At 73.9% G+C, this 13,741-nt stretch carries 16 protein-coding genes; 11 read left to right on the top strand and 5 right to left on the bottom strand.

Annotation, left to right across the window (positions count from 1 at the left end):
* Window positions 1–462: hypothetical protein (locus tag FB455_RS31800; protein WP_145755696.1), on the top strand; the 462-nt coding region annotated here is incomplete at its 5' end.
* Between the two features lie 58 nt (window positions 463–520).
* Here the strand turns inward: FB455_RS31800 and FB455_RS31795 are convergent.
* Entirely contained in the window at window positions 521–1,327 is an 807-nt protein-coding gene (locus tag FB455_RS31795) for a DUF3109 family protein (protein ID WP_145755695.1), read from the bottom strand.
* A 74-nt stretch (window positions 1,328–1,401) separates the two neighbouring features.
* Here FB455_RS31795 and FB455_RS31790 point away from each other — a divergent pair, with 74 nt between their 5' ends.
* Both FB455_RS31790 and FB455_RS31785 read left to right on the top strand, forming a co-directional pair.
* Window positions 1,402–2,346 (top strand): Ppx/GppA phosphatase family protein, encoded by a 945-nt coding sequence (locus FB455_RS31790; RefSeq protein ID WP_013475139.1) that lies wholly within the window; start codon window positions 1,402–1,404, stop codon window positions 2,344–2,346.
* Between the two features lie 75 nt (window positions 2,347–2,421).
* Window positions 2,422–3,228 (top strand): sugar phosphate isomerase/epimerase family protein, encoded by an 807-nt coding sequence (locus tag FB455_RS31785; protein ID WP_013288771.1) that lies wholly within the window; start codon window positions 2,422–2,424, stop codon window positions 3,226–3,228.
* A gap of 57 nt (window positions 3,229–3,285) precedes the next feature.
* Here FB455_RS31785 and FB455_RS31780 read toward each other — a convergent pair whose 3' ends face one another.
* The 3 genes from FB455_RS31780 to FB455_RS31770 are packed head-to-tail and all read right to left on the bottom strand — an operon-like array spanning window position 3,286 to window position 5,315.
* Window positions 3,286–3,852 carry a CGNR zinc finger domain-containing protein gene (locus tag FB455_RS31780; RefSeq protein WP_013288770.1) on the bottom strand — a complete coding sequence of 189 codons (567 nt, stop codon included), beginning with the start codon at window positions 3,850–3,852 and terminating at the stop codon, window positions 3,286–3,288.
* Between the two features lie 19 nt (window positions 3,853–3,871).
* A complete protein-coding gene (locus tag FB455_RS31775) occupies window positions 3,872–5,038 on the bottom strand; it encodes a glutathionylspermidine synthase family protein (protein WP_013288769.1) in 1,167 nt (388 codons plus the stop codon).
* A gap of 1 nt (window position 5,039) precedes the next feature.
* The gene (locus tag FB455_RS31770; protein ID WP_225319763.1) at window positions 5,040–5,315 is read right to left on the bottom strand and encodes a hypothetical protein; all 276 of its coding nucleotides are present in this window, start codon (window positions 5,313–5,315) and stop codon (window positions 5,040–5,042) included.
* Between the two features lie 117 nt (window positions 5,316–5,432).
* On the opposite strand from FB455_RS31770, the gene FB455_RS31765 reads away from it, so the two are divergent.
* Window positions 5,433–6,353, top strand: a complete 921-nt coding sequence (locus FB455_RS31765) for a proline dehydrogenase family protein (RefSeq protein ID WP_013288767.1) — start codon at window positions 5,433–5,435, stop codon at window positions 6,351–6,353.
* Window position 6,354: 1 nt separating this feature from the next.
* On the opposite strand, the gene FB455_RS31760 is transcribed toward FB455_RS31765, so the two are convergent.
* Window positions 6,355–6,759, bottom strand: coding sequence for a VOC family protein (locus FB455_RS31760; protein WP_030269182.1), 405 nt, complete (start codon window positions 6,757–6,759; stop codon window positions 6,355–6,357).
* A 77-nt stretch (window positions 6,760–6,836) separates the two neighbouring features.
* Between FB455_RS31760 and FB455_RS31755 the strand changes: the two genes are divergently transcribed.
* The 7 genes from FB455_RS31755 (at window position 6,837) to FB455_RS31725 (ending at window position 13,662) form a co-directional block, all read left to right on the top strand.
* Entirely contained in the window at window positions 6,837–7,631 is a 795-nt protein-coding gene (locus tag FB455_RS31755) for an alpha/beta fold hydrolase (protein WP_145755694.1), read from the top strand.
* Window positions 7,624–8,193: a TetR-like C-terminal domain-containing protein gene (locus FB455_RS31750; RefSeq protein WP_145755693.1), complete on the top strand. Its 570-nt coding sequence runs from the start codon at window positions 7,624–7,626 to the stop codon at window positions 8,191–8,193. Before FB455_RS31755 ends, FB455_RS31750 begins: the two co-directional genes overlap by 8 nt.
* Window positions 8,190–8,525 (top strand): YrdB family protein, encoded by a 336-nt coding sequence (locus tag FB455_RS31745; RefSeq protein WP_013288764.1) that lies wholly within the window; start codon window positions 8,190–8,192, stop codon window positions 8,523–8,525. The genes FB455_RS31750 and FB455_RS31745 overlap by 4 nt, the downstream gene beginning before the upstream one ends.
* 116 nt (window positions 8,526–8,641) lie before the next feature.
* Window positions 8,642–10,189, top strand: coding sequence for a hypothetical protein (locus tag FB455_RS31740; protein WP_145755692.1), 1,548 nt, complete (start codon window positions 8,642–8,644; stop codon window positions 10,187–10,189).
* A 28-nt stretch (window positions 10,190–10,217) separates the two neighbouring features.
* A complete protein-coding gene (locus FB455_RS31735; RefSeq protein WP_145755691.1) occupies window positions 10,218–11,615 on the top strand; it encodes an efflux RND transporter periplasmic adaptor subunit in 1,398 nt (465 codons plus the stop codon).
* Window positions 11,612–12,481 (top strand): ABC transporter ATP-binding protein, encoded by an 870-nt coding sequence (locus FB455_RS31730; RefSeq protein ID WP_013288761.1) that lies wholly within the window; start codon window positions 11,612–11,614, stop codon window positions 12,479–12,481. Before FB455_RS31735 ends, FB455_RS31730 begins: the two co-directional genes overlap by 4 nt.
* Window positions 12,478–13,662 carry an ABC transporter permease gene (locus FB455_RS31725; protein WP_013288760.1) on the top strand — a complete coding sequence of 395 codons (1,185 nt, stop codon included), beginning with the start codon at window positions 12,478–12,480 and terminating at the stop codon, window positions 13,660–13,662. Before FB455_RS31730 ends, FB455_RS31725 begins: the two co-directional genes overlap by 4 nt.
* The last annotated feature ends 79 nt before the right edge of the window (window positions 13,663–13,741 follow it).

Here is a 13,741-nt window from a genome sequence, read left to right as displayed (position 1 = left end):
CCGGTCAGTGTGAGCGTGCAGGGTGACAAGCTGATCCCGCACGGTGTGCAGGGTGAGCAGTCGCGTATCGACCTGAACGACGAGCAGACCAAGAATGTGAAGGCGATCATTGCGGCGACGAAGAAGGCCGGTATGGACGAGCGTGCCGCGGTCGTGTCGATCGCCACGGCGTTGCAGGAGTCGAAGCTGGAGAACCTCGGCCACCTCGGTGACCGTAACGACCATGACTCGCAGGGCCTGTTCCAGCAGCGCCCGTCCAGTGGCTGGGGCACGGTGGAGCAGATCACCGACCCGGAGTACTCCACGACGGCGTTCCTGAAGGGTCTGAAGCAGGTCGACGGCTGGCAGGACATGCCGCTGACCAAGTCCGCCCAGACCGTTCAGGTGTCGGCCTACCCGGACCACTACGCCCAGTGGGAACAGCAGGCCGCCGACCTCGTCGCCCAGCACTGGAACAGCTAAGACCAACAAGTAAGACCAAGCTGAAGGCCGGCACCCCGAACCAACGGGGTGCCGGCCTTCACTCGCTTGCGGGGTGCGGGGCGATCTGACCCTGGCGCTGCCGGGCGGCGCAGAGTTCGGCCAGCTTCGCGTACGCGGGCGCACCGATCAGCGCGGTCAGCTCGGGCCCGTACGAGACGTACATCGGCTCGGTGCCGACGTGCGCGTCGGTGGAGGACGTGCACCACCAGTCGAGGTCGTGCCCGCCGGCGCCCCAGCCGCGCCTGTCGAACTCGGCCAGCGTGGAGATCAGCACCTTCGTGTTGTCCGGCCGCTTGTGCCACTCCTGGTCGCGGCGTACCGGCAACTGCCAGCAGACGTCCGGCTTGTACTCCAGCGGGTGCACGCCGTCGCGCAGCGCCTGGGCGTGCAGCGCGCAGCCGCCCCCAGCGGGGAAGTCGGCGTCGTTGAGGAACACGCACGGGGCGTCGACGTCGCGGGTGGCGGTACGCCGGGCCGGCGTCTTGCCGTCGACGGTGTCGTTCTCGGTCCAGTTCTTGAAGCCGCGCCGGAAGTGCTGCCACGTCTCCGGCGTCAGCCGCTTCACCGCTGCCCGGACCCGCTTCTCGTCGTCGGAGTCGGTGAAGAACGCGCCGTGCGAGCAGCACCCGTCGGCGGCGCGTCCGGCGATGATGCCGTGGCAGCCCTGACCGAAGATGCACGTCCAGCGGGACAGCAACCAGGTCAGGTCGGCGCGGACGACGTGCTTCGCGTCGGCCGGGTCGACGAACTCGATCCACTCCCGTGGGAAGTCCAGCCCGACCTCGCGGCTGCGCGGGTCCTCGGGGTCGTCCACCAGCACGTGAAGCTCGATCTGCCCTGTCACTCGGACCAGCGTACGCGCGGTGACCCCGCCCGGCCGCCGAGCCGACGAAACGTGTTGGCCCTAGGGTCTTCCCCATGCGACTGGGTGTCCTCGACGTCGGTTCCAACACGGTGCACCTGCTGGTGGTCGACGCCCACCACGGCGCGCATCCCTGGCCGGCGCACTCGGAGAAGGTGGTGCTGCGGCTGGCCGAGCAGATCGGGCCGGACGGCGCGCTCACCGACGGCGGCGCGGACGGCCTGGTCAAGGCGGTCGGCATGGCCCGGGCGGCGGCTGACGGGCTGGGCGCCGAGGATCTGCTGGCGTTCGCGACGAGCGCGGTCCGCGACGCCACGAACGCCGCCGACGTGCTGGCGCGCGTCCGCGACGAGACGGGCGTACGCCTGGAGGTGCTCTCCGGCGCGGACGAGGCGCGGATGACGTTCCTGGCGGTGCGGCGGTGGTTCGGCTGGTCCGCAGGGCGGCTGCTGGCGATGGACATCGGCGGCGGCTCGCTGGAGCTGGCCGCCGGCATCGACGAGCACCCGGACGTGGCGATCTCGCTGCCGCTCGGCGCGGGGCGGCTCAGCCGGGAGCGGCTCGCCGTCGATCCGGCCGGCACGGCGCCGCCGTCGGCCGAGGCCGTGGAGGAACTGCGGGCGTACGTGAACGCGCAGCTCGACCCGGTGGTGGAGCAGTTGACAGCGGTGGGCTGGGAGCGTCCGGTGGCCACCTCGAAGACGTTCCGCACGCTGGCCCGGCTGGCCGGCGCCGCGCCTTCGGGTGCGGGTCTGTGGGCGCGCCGCAGCCTGACCCGTACCGGCCTGCGGCAGGTGCTGGGGTTCATCAGGCACATCCCGCCGGCCCAGTTGCCCGAGCTGGAGGGGGTGAGCGCGCAGCGGGCCCACCAGCTCCTCGCGGGCGCGGTGGTGGCGGAGGCGGTGATGCGGCGCCTCGACGTGGACTGCGTGGACATCTGCCCGTGGGCGCTGCGGGAGGGCGTCATCCTGCGCCGGCTGGATCAGCTCGCGCCGATGTGACAGTACGAGCGCTCTGGGTTGCTTTGCGCTTGCTCGTCCCGATGCTCGCTGGCGGTTGGAGCTACCCTCGGAGGTGTGACTTACCGCGTTCCGGTGCTCCTGTCCACGTCCTCGGTCTTTCCCGAACGGACCGCGGCGGCGTTCCAGCTCGCCGCCGAGCTCGGCTACGACGGCATCGAGGTGATGGTCTGGACCGACCCGGTCAGCCAGGACGCGGGCGCGCTGCGCGGCCTCGCCGAGCACTACGGCGTCCCGGTGCTGTCGGTCCACGCCCCGTGCCTGCTCGTCACCCAGCGGGTGTGGAGCCCCGACCCGTGGGAGCGGCTGCGCAAGGCCGCCGAGCTGGCCGAGACGCTGGAGGCGCCCACTGTCGTGGTGCATCCGCCGTTCACCTGGCAGCGTGACTACGCGCGTACCTTCGCCGACGGGCTTGACACGATCGCCGGGCAGTTCGGCGGCCTGCACTTCGGGGTGGAGAACATGTACCCGGTGCGGATGGCCGGGCGGCAGTTCGTCCCGTACGCGCCGGGCTGGGATCCGACCGAGATCGGGTACGCCTCGTACACGCTGGACCTGTCGCACTGCGCGGCCTCGCACACCGACGCGATGGCGATGGCCGACCGGATGGGTTCCGGGCTGGCGCACGTGCACCTGGGCGACGGCACCGGCGAGGGGCGCGACGAGCACCTGGTGCCCGGTCGCGGCGGTCAGCCCTGCGCGGAGATGCTCCGCTCGCTCGCCGGGCGGGGGTTCACCGGCTCGGTGGCGGTGGAGGTGACCACCCGGGGCGCGAAGAGCCGCGCGGTCCGCGAGGCGGACCTGCGGGAGTCGCTGGAGTTCGCCCGGGCCAACCTGACCGCGCCGTCGCCGGTCGACGTCTGACCGGCACGCGCCGCCCCGGCCGCCGTTCGAGCAAGGGCGGCCGGAGCGCTGCGGAGGTCAGCTCACCGGGGACAGCGGCTGCGCCGGGACGGCCTGCTCGCCGACCGCGGCCCGCTTGCGGGCCCGGTGCGCTGCCACGTGGGAGCGGGTGGCGCAGCGCTCGGAGCAGAACCGCCGGCAGCAGTTGGACGAGGTGTCCAGGTAGACGTTGCCGCAGCGGTCGTCGGCGCAGACCCCGAAGCGGGCGCTGCCGTACTCGCACAGCCACACCGACAGGCCCCAGACCGCGCCGGCCAGGTATTCGGAGGAGACCGACGCGCCCCGGCTGGTCACGTGCATGTGCCAGTCGGAGGAGTCGTGCCCGGAGATGCGCGGCTGCACCGGGAACGCCTCCAGCATCGCGTTCAGTTCGGAGACCGCGTCGGCGTCCCGGCCCGAGGTGCCGTACTCGAAGACGTCCCGGAGGCGTTTCTGCGCCCGCCGGAAGATCGCCAGGTCCCGTTCCGCGACCTCGTCGCGCATCCAGCCCTGCTCGTCCGAGAAGACGGCCCGCAGGCCGTCCAGGTCGTCCAGCCGGGCGTTGACGAGCTCGACCCCGGTCCGGGCGTACGCGTCGAAGTTCACGACACCAACGGTAGACGACTCAGAGCACACGCGGTGCGTCGATGTAGTGGGGCAGGAACCGCGCGTAACCGTCAGTGATGAGGCTCTCGCTCTCACGGACCCCGGCGCCTGCCGACTCGCCGTCCACGATCCAGCTGCCGAGCACCGTCCGGTTGCCCTCGAACTCGGGCAACGCGCGGAACTCCTGGAAGCAGAAGCCCTCGTCGCCATAGATCCCCGGGTTGGTGATCTCCGTGTCGCCGGTCACGATCCGTACCGAGCCGCCCTCGCGGCCGAGCAGCGGCTTGGCCACGTACTCGGTCATGCCGCGCGGCGAGTCCAGGTACGCGGGCAGCAGGTAGTCGTGCCCCGGGTACATCTCCCAGAGCACCGCCAGCAGCGCCTTGTTCGACAGCAGCAGCTTCCAGGCCGGCTCGATCCAGGTGGTGGGCGTGCCCGGGTCGAGCGCCGGCCGCCCGTACGGCTCGGCCAGCATCCACTCCCAGGGGTAGAGCTTGAAGCAGGTGGTGATCGGCCGATCGTCGGCGTCGACGAAACGCCGCCCGTCCCAGCCGACCCGCTGGATCGGCATGAGCGTCACGTCCAGCCCGGCCTGGCGGGCCGTCTCGGCCAGGTAGCCGGCGGTGATCTGGTCCTCGCCCGACTCCTCCTCGGAGGACCAGAGCACGTGTGCCCTCGGCTCGTGCAGGCCGGCGCCGATCTTGGCCCACGCGCCGACCAGCCGTTCGTGCAGGCTGTTCCACTGGTCCGCGTCCGGGCGGGTGTGCTCCAGCCAGTACCACTGCACGATGCTCGCCTCGACCAGCGCGGTCGGGGTGTCGGCGTTGTACTCCAGCATCTTCGGCGGTCCGCTGCCGTCGTACCAGAGGTCGAACCGGCCGTAGAGCGTCGGCGGGGACTCCCGCAGCGAGCGGGCGACCGCCTCGGCGGCCCACTCGGGGATGCCGAACTCGGCGTACCGGCGGCGGGCCACCACGTGCTCGGCGGCGGCCACCGACATCCGGTGCAGTTCCTCCGTGGCCTCCTCCAGCCGGAGCACCTCGTCGAGCGTGAACGAGTACGCCGCAGTCTCGTCCCAGTACGACATGATCTCGCCGTCGGGCAGCTCGGTGTCCACGTACACCAGGCCCTGGGCCCGGATGGTCTCGTCCCAGCCGGGGCGCGGCGTGCTCGCCTCGCGGCGCACGTCAGCCGCCGCAGGAGGCGAGGTGGGTGCCGAAGCCGCCGCGCTCGGGCAGCGCGGCGGTCGGGGCGGGTTCGCCGCGCGCGGCGGTGGCCGGCGCGGGCACGAGCAGGGCGACCGCGACGGTGTCGCCGCCTCCGCCGGCCGGTCCGAGCGCGCAGTCGTCATCGTCGTCGTCGTAACCGTTGTTGCAGCCGGAGAGCGCGAGGGCCAGCGCGGTCAGCGCGCCGAGCTGCACGGAGGCCGAGCGGAGCCGGCGCCGGGGGTGTCGTCGATCCACGTGAACGTTGTAGCCGATCCCCGCCAGCCGGGGGTGCCCGGGCCGGTCGGAGGGCGGGAGGGAACGGGCCTCGGACGCACCCGGCGAGGGCCCGGTGGTGAGCGTTACGCTCGGCTCATGCTCCGTTCCGTCATCCTCGCCGCCTCCCGGTCTACCCAGGTGGAGCGGCTCGTCGCGACGGCCCCGTTCACCCGGGACGTCGTCCGCCGGTTCGTCGCCGGCGCCGCCACCGACGACGCGCTGCGCGCAACCCGCGAGCTGGTCGCCGACGGCCAAGCGGTCACCCTCGACTACCTGGGCGAGGACACCACCACCCCGGAGCAGGCGAACGCCACCCGGGACGAGTACCTCACGCTGCTGAGCCGCCTCGCCGCCGCCGGGCTCACCCCGGCCGCCGAGGTCAGCGTGAAGCTGTCCGCGCTGGGCCAGATGTTCGACGAGCAGCTCGCGTACGACAACGCGCGGGCGATCTGCGCGGCGGCCGACGCGGCGGGCACCACTGTCACGCTGGACATGGAGGACCACACCACCACCGACTCGACGCTGGACATCCTGGCGAAGCTCCGCAAGGACCACCCGGGGACGGGTGCGGTGCTCCAGGCGTACCTGCGGCGGACCGAGTCGGACTGCCGGGAGCTGGCCTCGGCCGGGTCGCGGGTGCGGCTGTGCAAGGGCGCGTACAAGGAGCCGGAGTCGGTGGCGTACCAGTCCGCCCGCGAGGTGGACAAGTCGTACGTGCGCTGCATGAACGTGCTGATGTCCGGCGACGGCTACCCGATGCTCGCCACGCACGACCCGCGGCTGATCGCGATCGGCGAGGACCGGGCGCGCTGGTTCGACCGCGACCCGGGCCGGTTCGAGTTCCAGATGCTCTACGGCATCCGCCCGGAGGAGCAGCAGCGCCTGGTCGGCGAGGGCTACACGGTGCGGACGTACGTCCCCTACGGCGACCAGTGGTACGGCTACCTGATGCGCCGGCTCGCGGAGCGCCCGGCCAACCTGGCGTTCTTCGGCCGCGCGGTGCTGTCGAAGAAGTGAGTCAGTCGTTCGACCAGGCCCGGGTGCACAGCACGAGGCGGTAGCCGTCCGGGTCGGCGAACGTGACACCCCACCTGTCCCAGTACGGGCCGGCGGAGACCCTGGTCCCGCCGGCCCGTTCCAGTCTCGGGACCAGCTCGTCGTCGGCCGGGCCGTCGAGATAGAGCACGAACAGGTCCTCTCCGGTGGGACGCGGCTCGACCGCGAGCGTCGCGCCGCCGACCAGCTCCAGGTGCCAGCCGGCCCCGGGCAGCCCGAGCATCACCAGGTCGTGCTCGTCCGCGTGACCGCCCTCGCTCCGGTAGAGCACGTCCAGGCCCAGCCCTTGCGTCCAGAACCGTTCGGCGGCGGCGAGGTCGCGGCTCGGGCGGGCGAGGCGTACGTGGGTGTCGGCGGTGATCGGCATGCCCGGGATCGTGCGACCTCATCCCGGGTTGAGGTCAAGCTTGACGGTGGTTGGCTAATACCATTAGCTTTACGGCTATGACGGTTAGCCAAGTGGCGCGGGACGGCGGCACGATCGCGTACGAGGTGCACGGGTCGGGACCGCTCGTGGTCCTCTCGCACGGCATGGGGGAGAACCGGGCGGCCTTCCGCCACCTGACGCCCCGGCTGGTCGCGGCCGGTTACCGGGTCGCATCGGTCGACGTACGCGGGCACGGCGACTCCAGCCCGCGCTGGCCCACGTACGCCCCCGAGCACGTCGGCGGCGACCTGCTCGCCGTGGTGCGGGCGCTCGGCGGGGAGCCCGCCACCCTGGTCGGCAGCTCGTCCAGCGCCGCCGCGGTCGTCTTCGCCGCCGCCGAGGCGCCGGAACTGGTCAGCGGCATCGTGCAGATCGGCGCGTTCGTCGGCACGCCGAAGCCGAACCCGCTGATGCGGGTCGCGCAGGCCGCAGTACTCCGTAGCCCTCGCCTGTTCGGGCTGTTCCACCGCACGCTGTTCCCGTGCGGGCGCCCGGCGGACGACGCCGCGTACCGCAGGGAGCTGGTCGCCAAGCTGCGCGGGCGGATGGCCGCGGTGCGCGGCGTGGTCGCACCGGCCGACCCGCACTGGACCGCGCGGGCGCCCGAGGTGCGCCGCCCGGTGCTGGTGCTGATGGGCACGAAGGACCCGGACTTCCCCGACCCGGGCGCCGAGGCGCGGGCCGCGCGCCGGCTGTTCGCCGTCGCCGAGGCCCGGATGATCGCCGACTCCGGGCACTACCCGCACGCCGACCAGCGCGACGTCACCGCCGCCGACCTGGTCGAGTTCCTGGCGGTGACCGCGCGTGCCTAGGGCCGGCCTGACCCCGTCGACCGTCGTGCGGGAGGCCGCCACGCTCGCCGACGAGGTCGGCTACGAGAAGCTGACGCTGGCCGCGCTCGCCGCCCGCCTCGGCGTCGCGCTGCCGAGCCTCTACAAGCACGTCCGGGGTGTGGACGCGCTGCACCAGAAGCTCGCCGTGCTCGCCACCGCCGAGATCGCCGACGTGCTCACGGCCGCCGCCGCGGGCCGGGCCGGTGGCGACGCGTTGCGCGCCGTCGCCGCCGCCTACCGGGCGTACGCGCGGCAGCACCCCGGCCGCTACCCGGCCGCCCAGCGGGCGCCCGACCCGGCCGACCCCGAACACCTCGCCGCCGGGCAGCGCGCGGTCGGCGCGGTCCGCGCCATCCTGCTCGGGTACGGCCTCGACGGCGACGCCGCCACCGACGCCATCCGGATGTTCCGGGCCGCCGTGCACGGCTTCGTCGCCCTGGAGGCGGCGGGCGGATTCGGGCTGCCCCGCGACACCGACCGTTCCTTCGACGAGATGATCGCCGGCCTGGACCGCGCCTACCTCTCCTGGGAGAACCGATGAAGGCCCTGCTGCTCGGCGTGATCTTCCTGCTGGAACTGGCCCTTCTGGGCTCGGCCGGATACTGGGGCTTCACGCTCGGCACCGGCTGGCCGGTACGCCTGCTGGCCGGGCTCGGCACGCCGCTGGTGATCGCCGTGGTGTGGGGTCTGTTCTGCTCGCCGCGTGCAGCCGTTACGCTGCCCGACCCGGCCAAGCTCGCCGTCCAGGCCGCCTGCTTCCTGACCGGCGGCGTCCTGCTGACCCTGGCCGGCCACACGGTGCCGGCGGTCGCCCTGGTGGCCCTCTGGGCAGCCGACAAGACGGCCTTGACGCTGACCGGCACCCCGATCTGAGAGATCTTGGTACGAAACGGCCCCCATCAGGGCGCTTTCGTACCAAGATCTCTCGGCGGGGCGGAACAGCGGCGGGACTCTTTCCCGGAACGCCCGATTGGTCGTACCCTTCGCCGGTGACCGACGGCGACGAGCAGCCTCCCGGCCGGACGACGGACGGCGACGAGCCTCGCCCCACCGCCGACGCCGCCGCCGACGCAGGCGCCGCCAACGTCAGCGCCGCCGCCAGCGCTGACGACACGCGCGCTGACGACGCCCGCGTCGAAAACGCCGCCACCTCCGCCGGCGTGGACGCCGCCGTCGACACCATCGCACCGGCACCGGCACCGGCACCGGATGCGGCGTCATTGCCGCACCCCGCCGCTGGTCCGGCGTCGTACCCCGTACCCCTGGCGCAGCCGGACCCGACGCGGACGGTGCGGCAACGACGGCGGTGGCCGCTCTGGACCGCGCTCGGGCTGGCGCTCGGCCTGGTGGCGGGCGCCGTGCCCGGCGTGCTCCTGCGGGAGTCGGCGCCTGATGCGGCCGGGCGGTCGGCCGCGAACGCCGACCCGGGCACGGCGGCGCAGCGGCGGCTCGGCGAGCGGATGCTCGCGCTGCTGGACCGGCAGGCCGCCGCCCTCGTCGGCGCGGACCGGGCCGGCTTCCTCGCGGTCGCCGAGCCGGCGGCCCGGCCGGCGCTGAGCCGCCGGTACGCGGCGCTGCGGGCGCTGCGGGTCACCGCCTGGCGGCCGGCTGCGGACGGTGTGCCGGAGGCTGTCGAGGGGCGGCCGGGGGAGTGGCGGCAGACGGTGACAGTGGGCTACTGCTTCGTGGTGCCGGAATGTGAGCCGAGCACTGTGGAGCTGGGTGCGCGCTGGCGGCTGGCCGGGGAGGAACCCCGGCTGACCGCGCTGGAACCGTCCGAGGCGGACCTGGCCGGTGTACGGCCGTGGCAGATGAACGACCTGGCCGTGACGGTCGGCAAGCGGGTCGTGGTGGCCACCACGCCGGCCCAGCGGCGCAAGTTGCCCGGCCTGCTCGCCCAGGCCGAGACCGCCGCCCGGGCCGCGGACCGGTACGCGATCGGCGGCCGGCCGCCGGACCGGTACCTCGTCTACTACGCCGGGAAGGGCGAGTGGCAGCGCTGGTACGGAGGCGGGCGGCCGAAGTGGACAGCCGGTTACGCGGTGGGCGTCGGCGGTGGACGCCACGACGTGGTGCTCAACGCCCAGATCGTCACCCCGGCCGGCCTCGACGACCTGCTCCGGCACGAGCTGACCCACGCCGCCTCGCTGCCCGACCGGGGCTACGCCGACCGCGCGGACTGGTGGCTGGTGGAGGGGCTGGCCGAGTACGCCGGTGCCGACGGCCAGCCCGTACACCGCTACGACGGCCTGACCGAGGTGCGGGACCTGCTGCGCGGCGGCTGGTCCGGGCGGCTGGAGGCGGTGGCGCCCGCCGACGACGCGAGCGACGACCGGGTCGGCGGCGCGTACGGCGTCGGCTACCTGGCCGTACGCCATCTGGTCGACAGGTACGGCGAGCAGCGGATGCTGGACTTCTACCGGGCCGTGGTGCACCAGGGACGGACCCCGGAGCAGGCCGCCGACGAGGTGTTCGGCGACCCGTGGTCGATGCTGCACGACGACTGCGTGGCCTACGTGCGGGCCGTCATCGGCTGAACGTCGACGCCTGTCGACGGGTCGTAGCATGGGCCGGGTGGCCCGCACTCCCTCGCCGCGGCTGCCCGCGGCCCGCCGCCCCCGTCTCGTCACAGCGGTGCTCGCCGTCGTCGCGCTGACCGGCACGACCGCCGCGTCCTGCGGCGACGACGCCCCGGCGGTCACAGTCGCCGAGGTGGGCCGCGCGCCGGTCAGCGAGGTGATCGACGCCCCGGCCACAGTCACCGCGCGAGCCGCCGCCACCCTCACCGCACCCGCCGACGGCACGCTCGCACGTCTGCGGGTGCAGCCGGGGCAGCGGGTGACCCGGGGGCAGGTGCTCGCGGTGATCGACTCGCCGTCGGCCCGGGACCGCCTGGCGAAGGCGCGGGACGCGCTGCGTGCGGCGAAGCGGGCCGGGCGGGGCACCGGCACCGGCGGCCTGGGTGGCAGCCGGCGCGGCACCGACCGGGCTGCCGACGAGGCGTTCGCCGCCGCCCGCGCCGCCGCCGGCAAGGTCGGCGATCCGCAGGTACGCGCCGCGCTCCTGCTCCAGGTCCAGTCGGCGCAGCGGCAGTACGAGTCGGCCGCCCGCGCCGCCGACCGGGCCGTGGCCCAGGTGCAGCGCGGGGTCGCCGGCCTGAACAGCGCCGTCGGCGCGCTGTCGTCCGCGCAACGACTCCAGGCCCAGCAGGCGTACGACCTGGCGAAGGCGACAGTGGACGCGTTGACGTTGCGCGCGCCGATCGCCGGTGTGGTGCAGCCGGGCGGCACCCGGTCGGCGGGGCCGGCCGACCTGGCCGGGCTGCTCGGCGCGGCGGGTGGCGCGGCGGTGCCCGGTCTCGACCCGTCGGCGCTGGGCGGTGGCGGGCAGGGCGGCCCGCCGCCGGGGGTGGACGACGCGATCCCGGCCGGTGGCCGGGTCACCGCCGGCACGCCGGTGCTCACCGTGGTGGACCTCGGCCGGCTCGGCCTGCTCGCCGAGGTGGACGAGACCGACGTGCTGCTGGTCCGGGCCGGGGTGCCCGCCTCGGTCGAGCTGGACGCGGTGACCGGCGCGACGTACGAGGCGACTGTGCGGTCGGTGGACGTGCTGCCGACCAGCTCGGCGCGGGGCGGCGTCACCTACCGGGTCCGCCTCGACCTGGGCGCCGGCCGCCTCGGTGAGGCCGAGGCCGCTCCGGCCCCACGGCCGGGTATGAACGCGGTGGTGCGGCTGCGGGTGCGGGAGGCCGCCGACGCGGTGGCGGTGCCGGCGTCGGCGGTGTTCTCCACCGACGGGCGGGACGCGGTCTGGGTGCTGCGGGACGGCCGGGCCGACCGGGTGCCGGTGACGGTGGGCGTGCAGGGGCAGGACCTGGTGCAGATCGTCGACGGCGTACGGGCCGGTGACCGGGTGGTGGTGCGCGGCGCCGACCAGGTGCGCGACGGCCAGGAACTCCGGTGACCGTACCGGCGGTCGAGGCGGTCGACGTCTGGCGCACGTACGAGCTGGACGGTGTCTCGGTGTCCGCGCTGCGCGGGGTGTCGCTCACCATCGACCAGGGCGAGTACGTGGCGGTGATCGGGCCGTCCGGCTCGGGCAAGTCGACGCTCATGCACCTGCTCGGCGGGCTGGACCGGCCCAGCGGCGGCCGGCTGGTGATCGGCGGGCGGGACGTGACCACGCTCACCGCGCCGGAGCTGGCGACGCTGCGCAACGAGACCATCGGCTTCGTGTTCCAGGCGTTCCATCTGCTGGCCCGTACGTCGGCAGTGGACAACGTGGCGTTGCCGCTCGTCTACCGGGGTGTCGGGGCGCGGCAGCGGCGGGAGCGGGCGGCGGCGATGCTGGGCCGGGTGGGGCTCGGTCACCGGCTGCACCACCGGCCCAACCAGCTCTCCGGCGGTGAGCAGCAGCGGGTGGCGATCGCCCGGGCGCTGGTCACCGAACCGGCGGTGCTGCTCGCCGACGAGCCGACCGGCAACCTGGACAGCGCCACCGGCGAGGCGGTGCTGGAGCTGCTGGAACAGTTGAACGCCGAGTCCGGGGTGGCGCTGGTGATGGTGACCCACGACCAGGAGGTGGCCGCCCGGGCACACCGGCGCATCGCGGTACGGGACGGGCTCATCCGGTCCGACAGCCTTCATGATCGACCGGCGTCGGACGGCTCCGGCGTACCTGCGACACTGGACCCCGCTCCCAGCGCGGAGCCCCGGTCCGCGTCCGGAAGCGGCCCGGGGCACCCGCCCGGTGGCCCCGGTGGCGCCACCGGGGCCACCGGGCGCCTTCCGCGCGCCGCAGGCGGCCGTCAGCAGGGCGACGCCGGATGAGGCTGGCCGAGGCGTGGCGGGTGGCGTCGGACGCGCTGCGGGCCAACCGGATGCGCAGCCTGCTGACCATGCTCGGGGTGATCATCGGGGTGGCCTCGGTAGTGATCCTGGTGGCCATCGGCACCGGCACGAAGCAGCAGGTCGAGCAGCAGGTCGAAGGGCTCGGCTCGAACCTGCTGCTGGTGGTGCCGGGCCGGATCGAGGTGGGCAACGCGCCTGTGGTCTCGCCGCTGGACCTCAGCGACGCCGACGCGGTCTCCCGGGTGGTCGGCGACCCCGGCCGGGTCGCCGTCACGGTGGCCTCCGGCGCTACCGCACGGGCCGGCAACCGGTCCGACTTCACCACTGTGCAGGGCGTCCTGGAGACCACCCCGTCGGTGTTCACCAGGTCGCTGTCGCGGGGCCGCTACCTCACCGGGGCGGACGTGGACACCAGCCGCCGGGTGGCGGTGCTCGGCGACTCGGTGGCCCGCGCGCTCTTCCCCGATCGGGATCCGCTCGGTCAGCAGGTCACGCTGGCCGGGGTGCGGTTCCGGGTGATCGGCGTCTTCGCCCCGCTCGGGCAGAGCCTCGGCGTGGACCGGGACGACGAGGTGCACGTACCGGTGACGGCGGCGCAACGGCTGTGGGGCACCCAGCGCATCGACGGCATCGCGGTGAAGGCGCCGGACCGGGAGCGGATCGACGAGCTCGGCGACCGGATCGTCGCGGAACTGTCCCGCCGGCACCCGGACACCGAGTTCAGCGCCGTCACCCAGCGGCAGATCCTCGGCGTGCTCGGCGACATCCTGGGTGTCCTGACCGGCGTGCTGGCCGCCATCGCGGGCATCTCGCTGCTCGTCGGCGGCGTCGGTGTCTCCAACATCATGCTGGTCTCGGTACGCGAGCGGACCCGCGAGATCGGCCTGCGCAAGGCGGTCGGCGCCCGCCCCCGGGACATCGGCGTGCAGTTCCTGCTGGAGGCGGTGCTGCTGACATCGGTCGGCGGCCTGACCGGGATGGCGCTGGGCGTGGGCACCGCGCTGCTCGTGGACGCGTTCTCGCCGATTCCGGCGGCGATCACCTGGTGGTCGCTGGCGCTGGCGTTCGGCGTCTCCGCGGCGGTCGGCATCGTCTTCGGCGTGGTGCCGGCGCAGCGGGCCGGACGGCTCGACCCGGTGGTGGCGCTGCGCGCCGAGTAGACGGCGGTCGCCCGGATCGGACGAGACACCCGTCCGGGCGAAAAAGCCCTGGTGGACATCGGGTGAACGGCTGTCTCGC

This window comes from Micromonospora sp. CNZ296, from assembly GCF_007827635.1.
Note: the sequence above shows the minus strand (reverse complement) of the source record. Positions and strands in the feature narration are given on the sequence as shown.

What these genes read in the sequence shown, in the direction of transcription:
- FB455_RS31790 (WP_013475139.1), top strand. Translation starts at nt 1,402, where the DNA reads ATGCGACTGGGTGTCCTCGACGTCGGTTCCAACACGGTGCACCTGCTG.
- FB455_RS31765 (WP_013288767.1), top strand. Translation starts at nt 5,433, where the DNA reads ATGCTCCGTTCCGTCATCCTCGCCGCCTCCCGGTCTACCCAGGTGGAG.
- FB455_RS31760 (WP_030269182.1), bottom strand. Translation starts at nt 6,759, where the DNA reads ATGCCGATCACCGCCGACACCCACGTACGCCTCGCCCGCCCGAGCCGC.
- FB455_RS31755 (WP_145755694.1), top strand. Translation starts at nt 6,837, where the DNA reads ATGACGGTTAGCCAAGTGGCGCGGGACGGCGGCACGATCGCGTACGAG.
- FB455_RS31745 (WP_013288764.1), top strand. Translation starts at nt 8,190, where the DNA reads ATGAAGGCCCTGCTGCTCGGCGTGATCTTCCTGCTGGAACTGGCCCTT.
- FB455_RS31735 (WP_145755691.1), top strand. Translation starts at nt 10,218, where the DNA reads ATGGGCCGGGTGGCCCGCACTCCCTCGCCGCGGCTGCCCGCGGCCCGC.
- FB455_RS31725 (WP_013288760.1), top strand. Translation starts at nt 12,478, where the DNA reads ATGAGGCTGGCCGAGGCGTGGCGGGTGGCGTCGGACGCGCTGCGGGCC.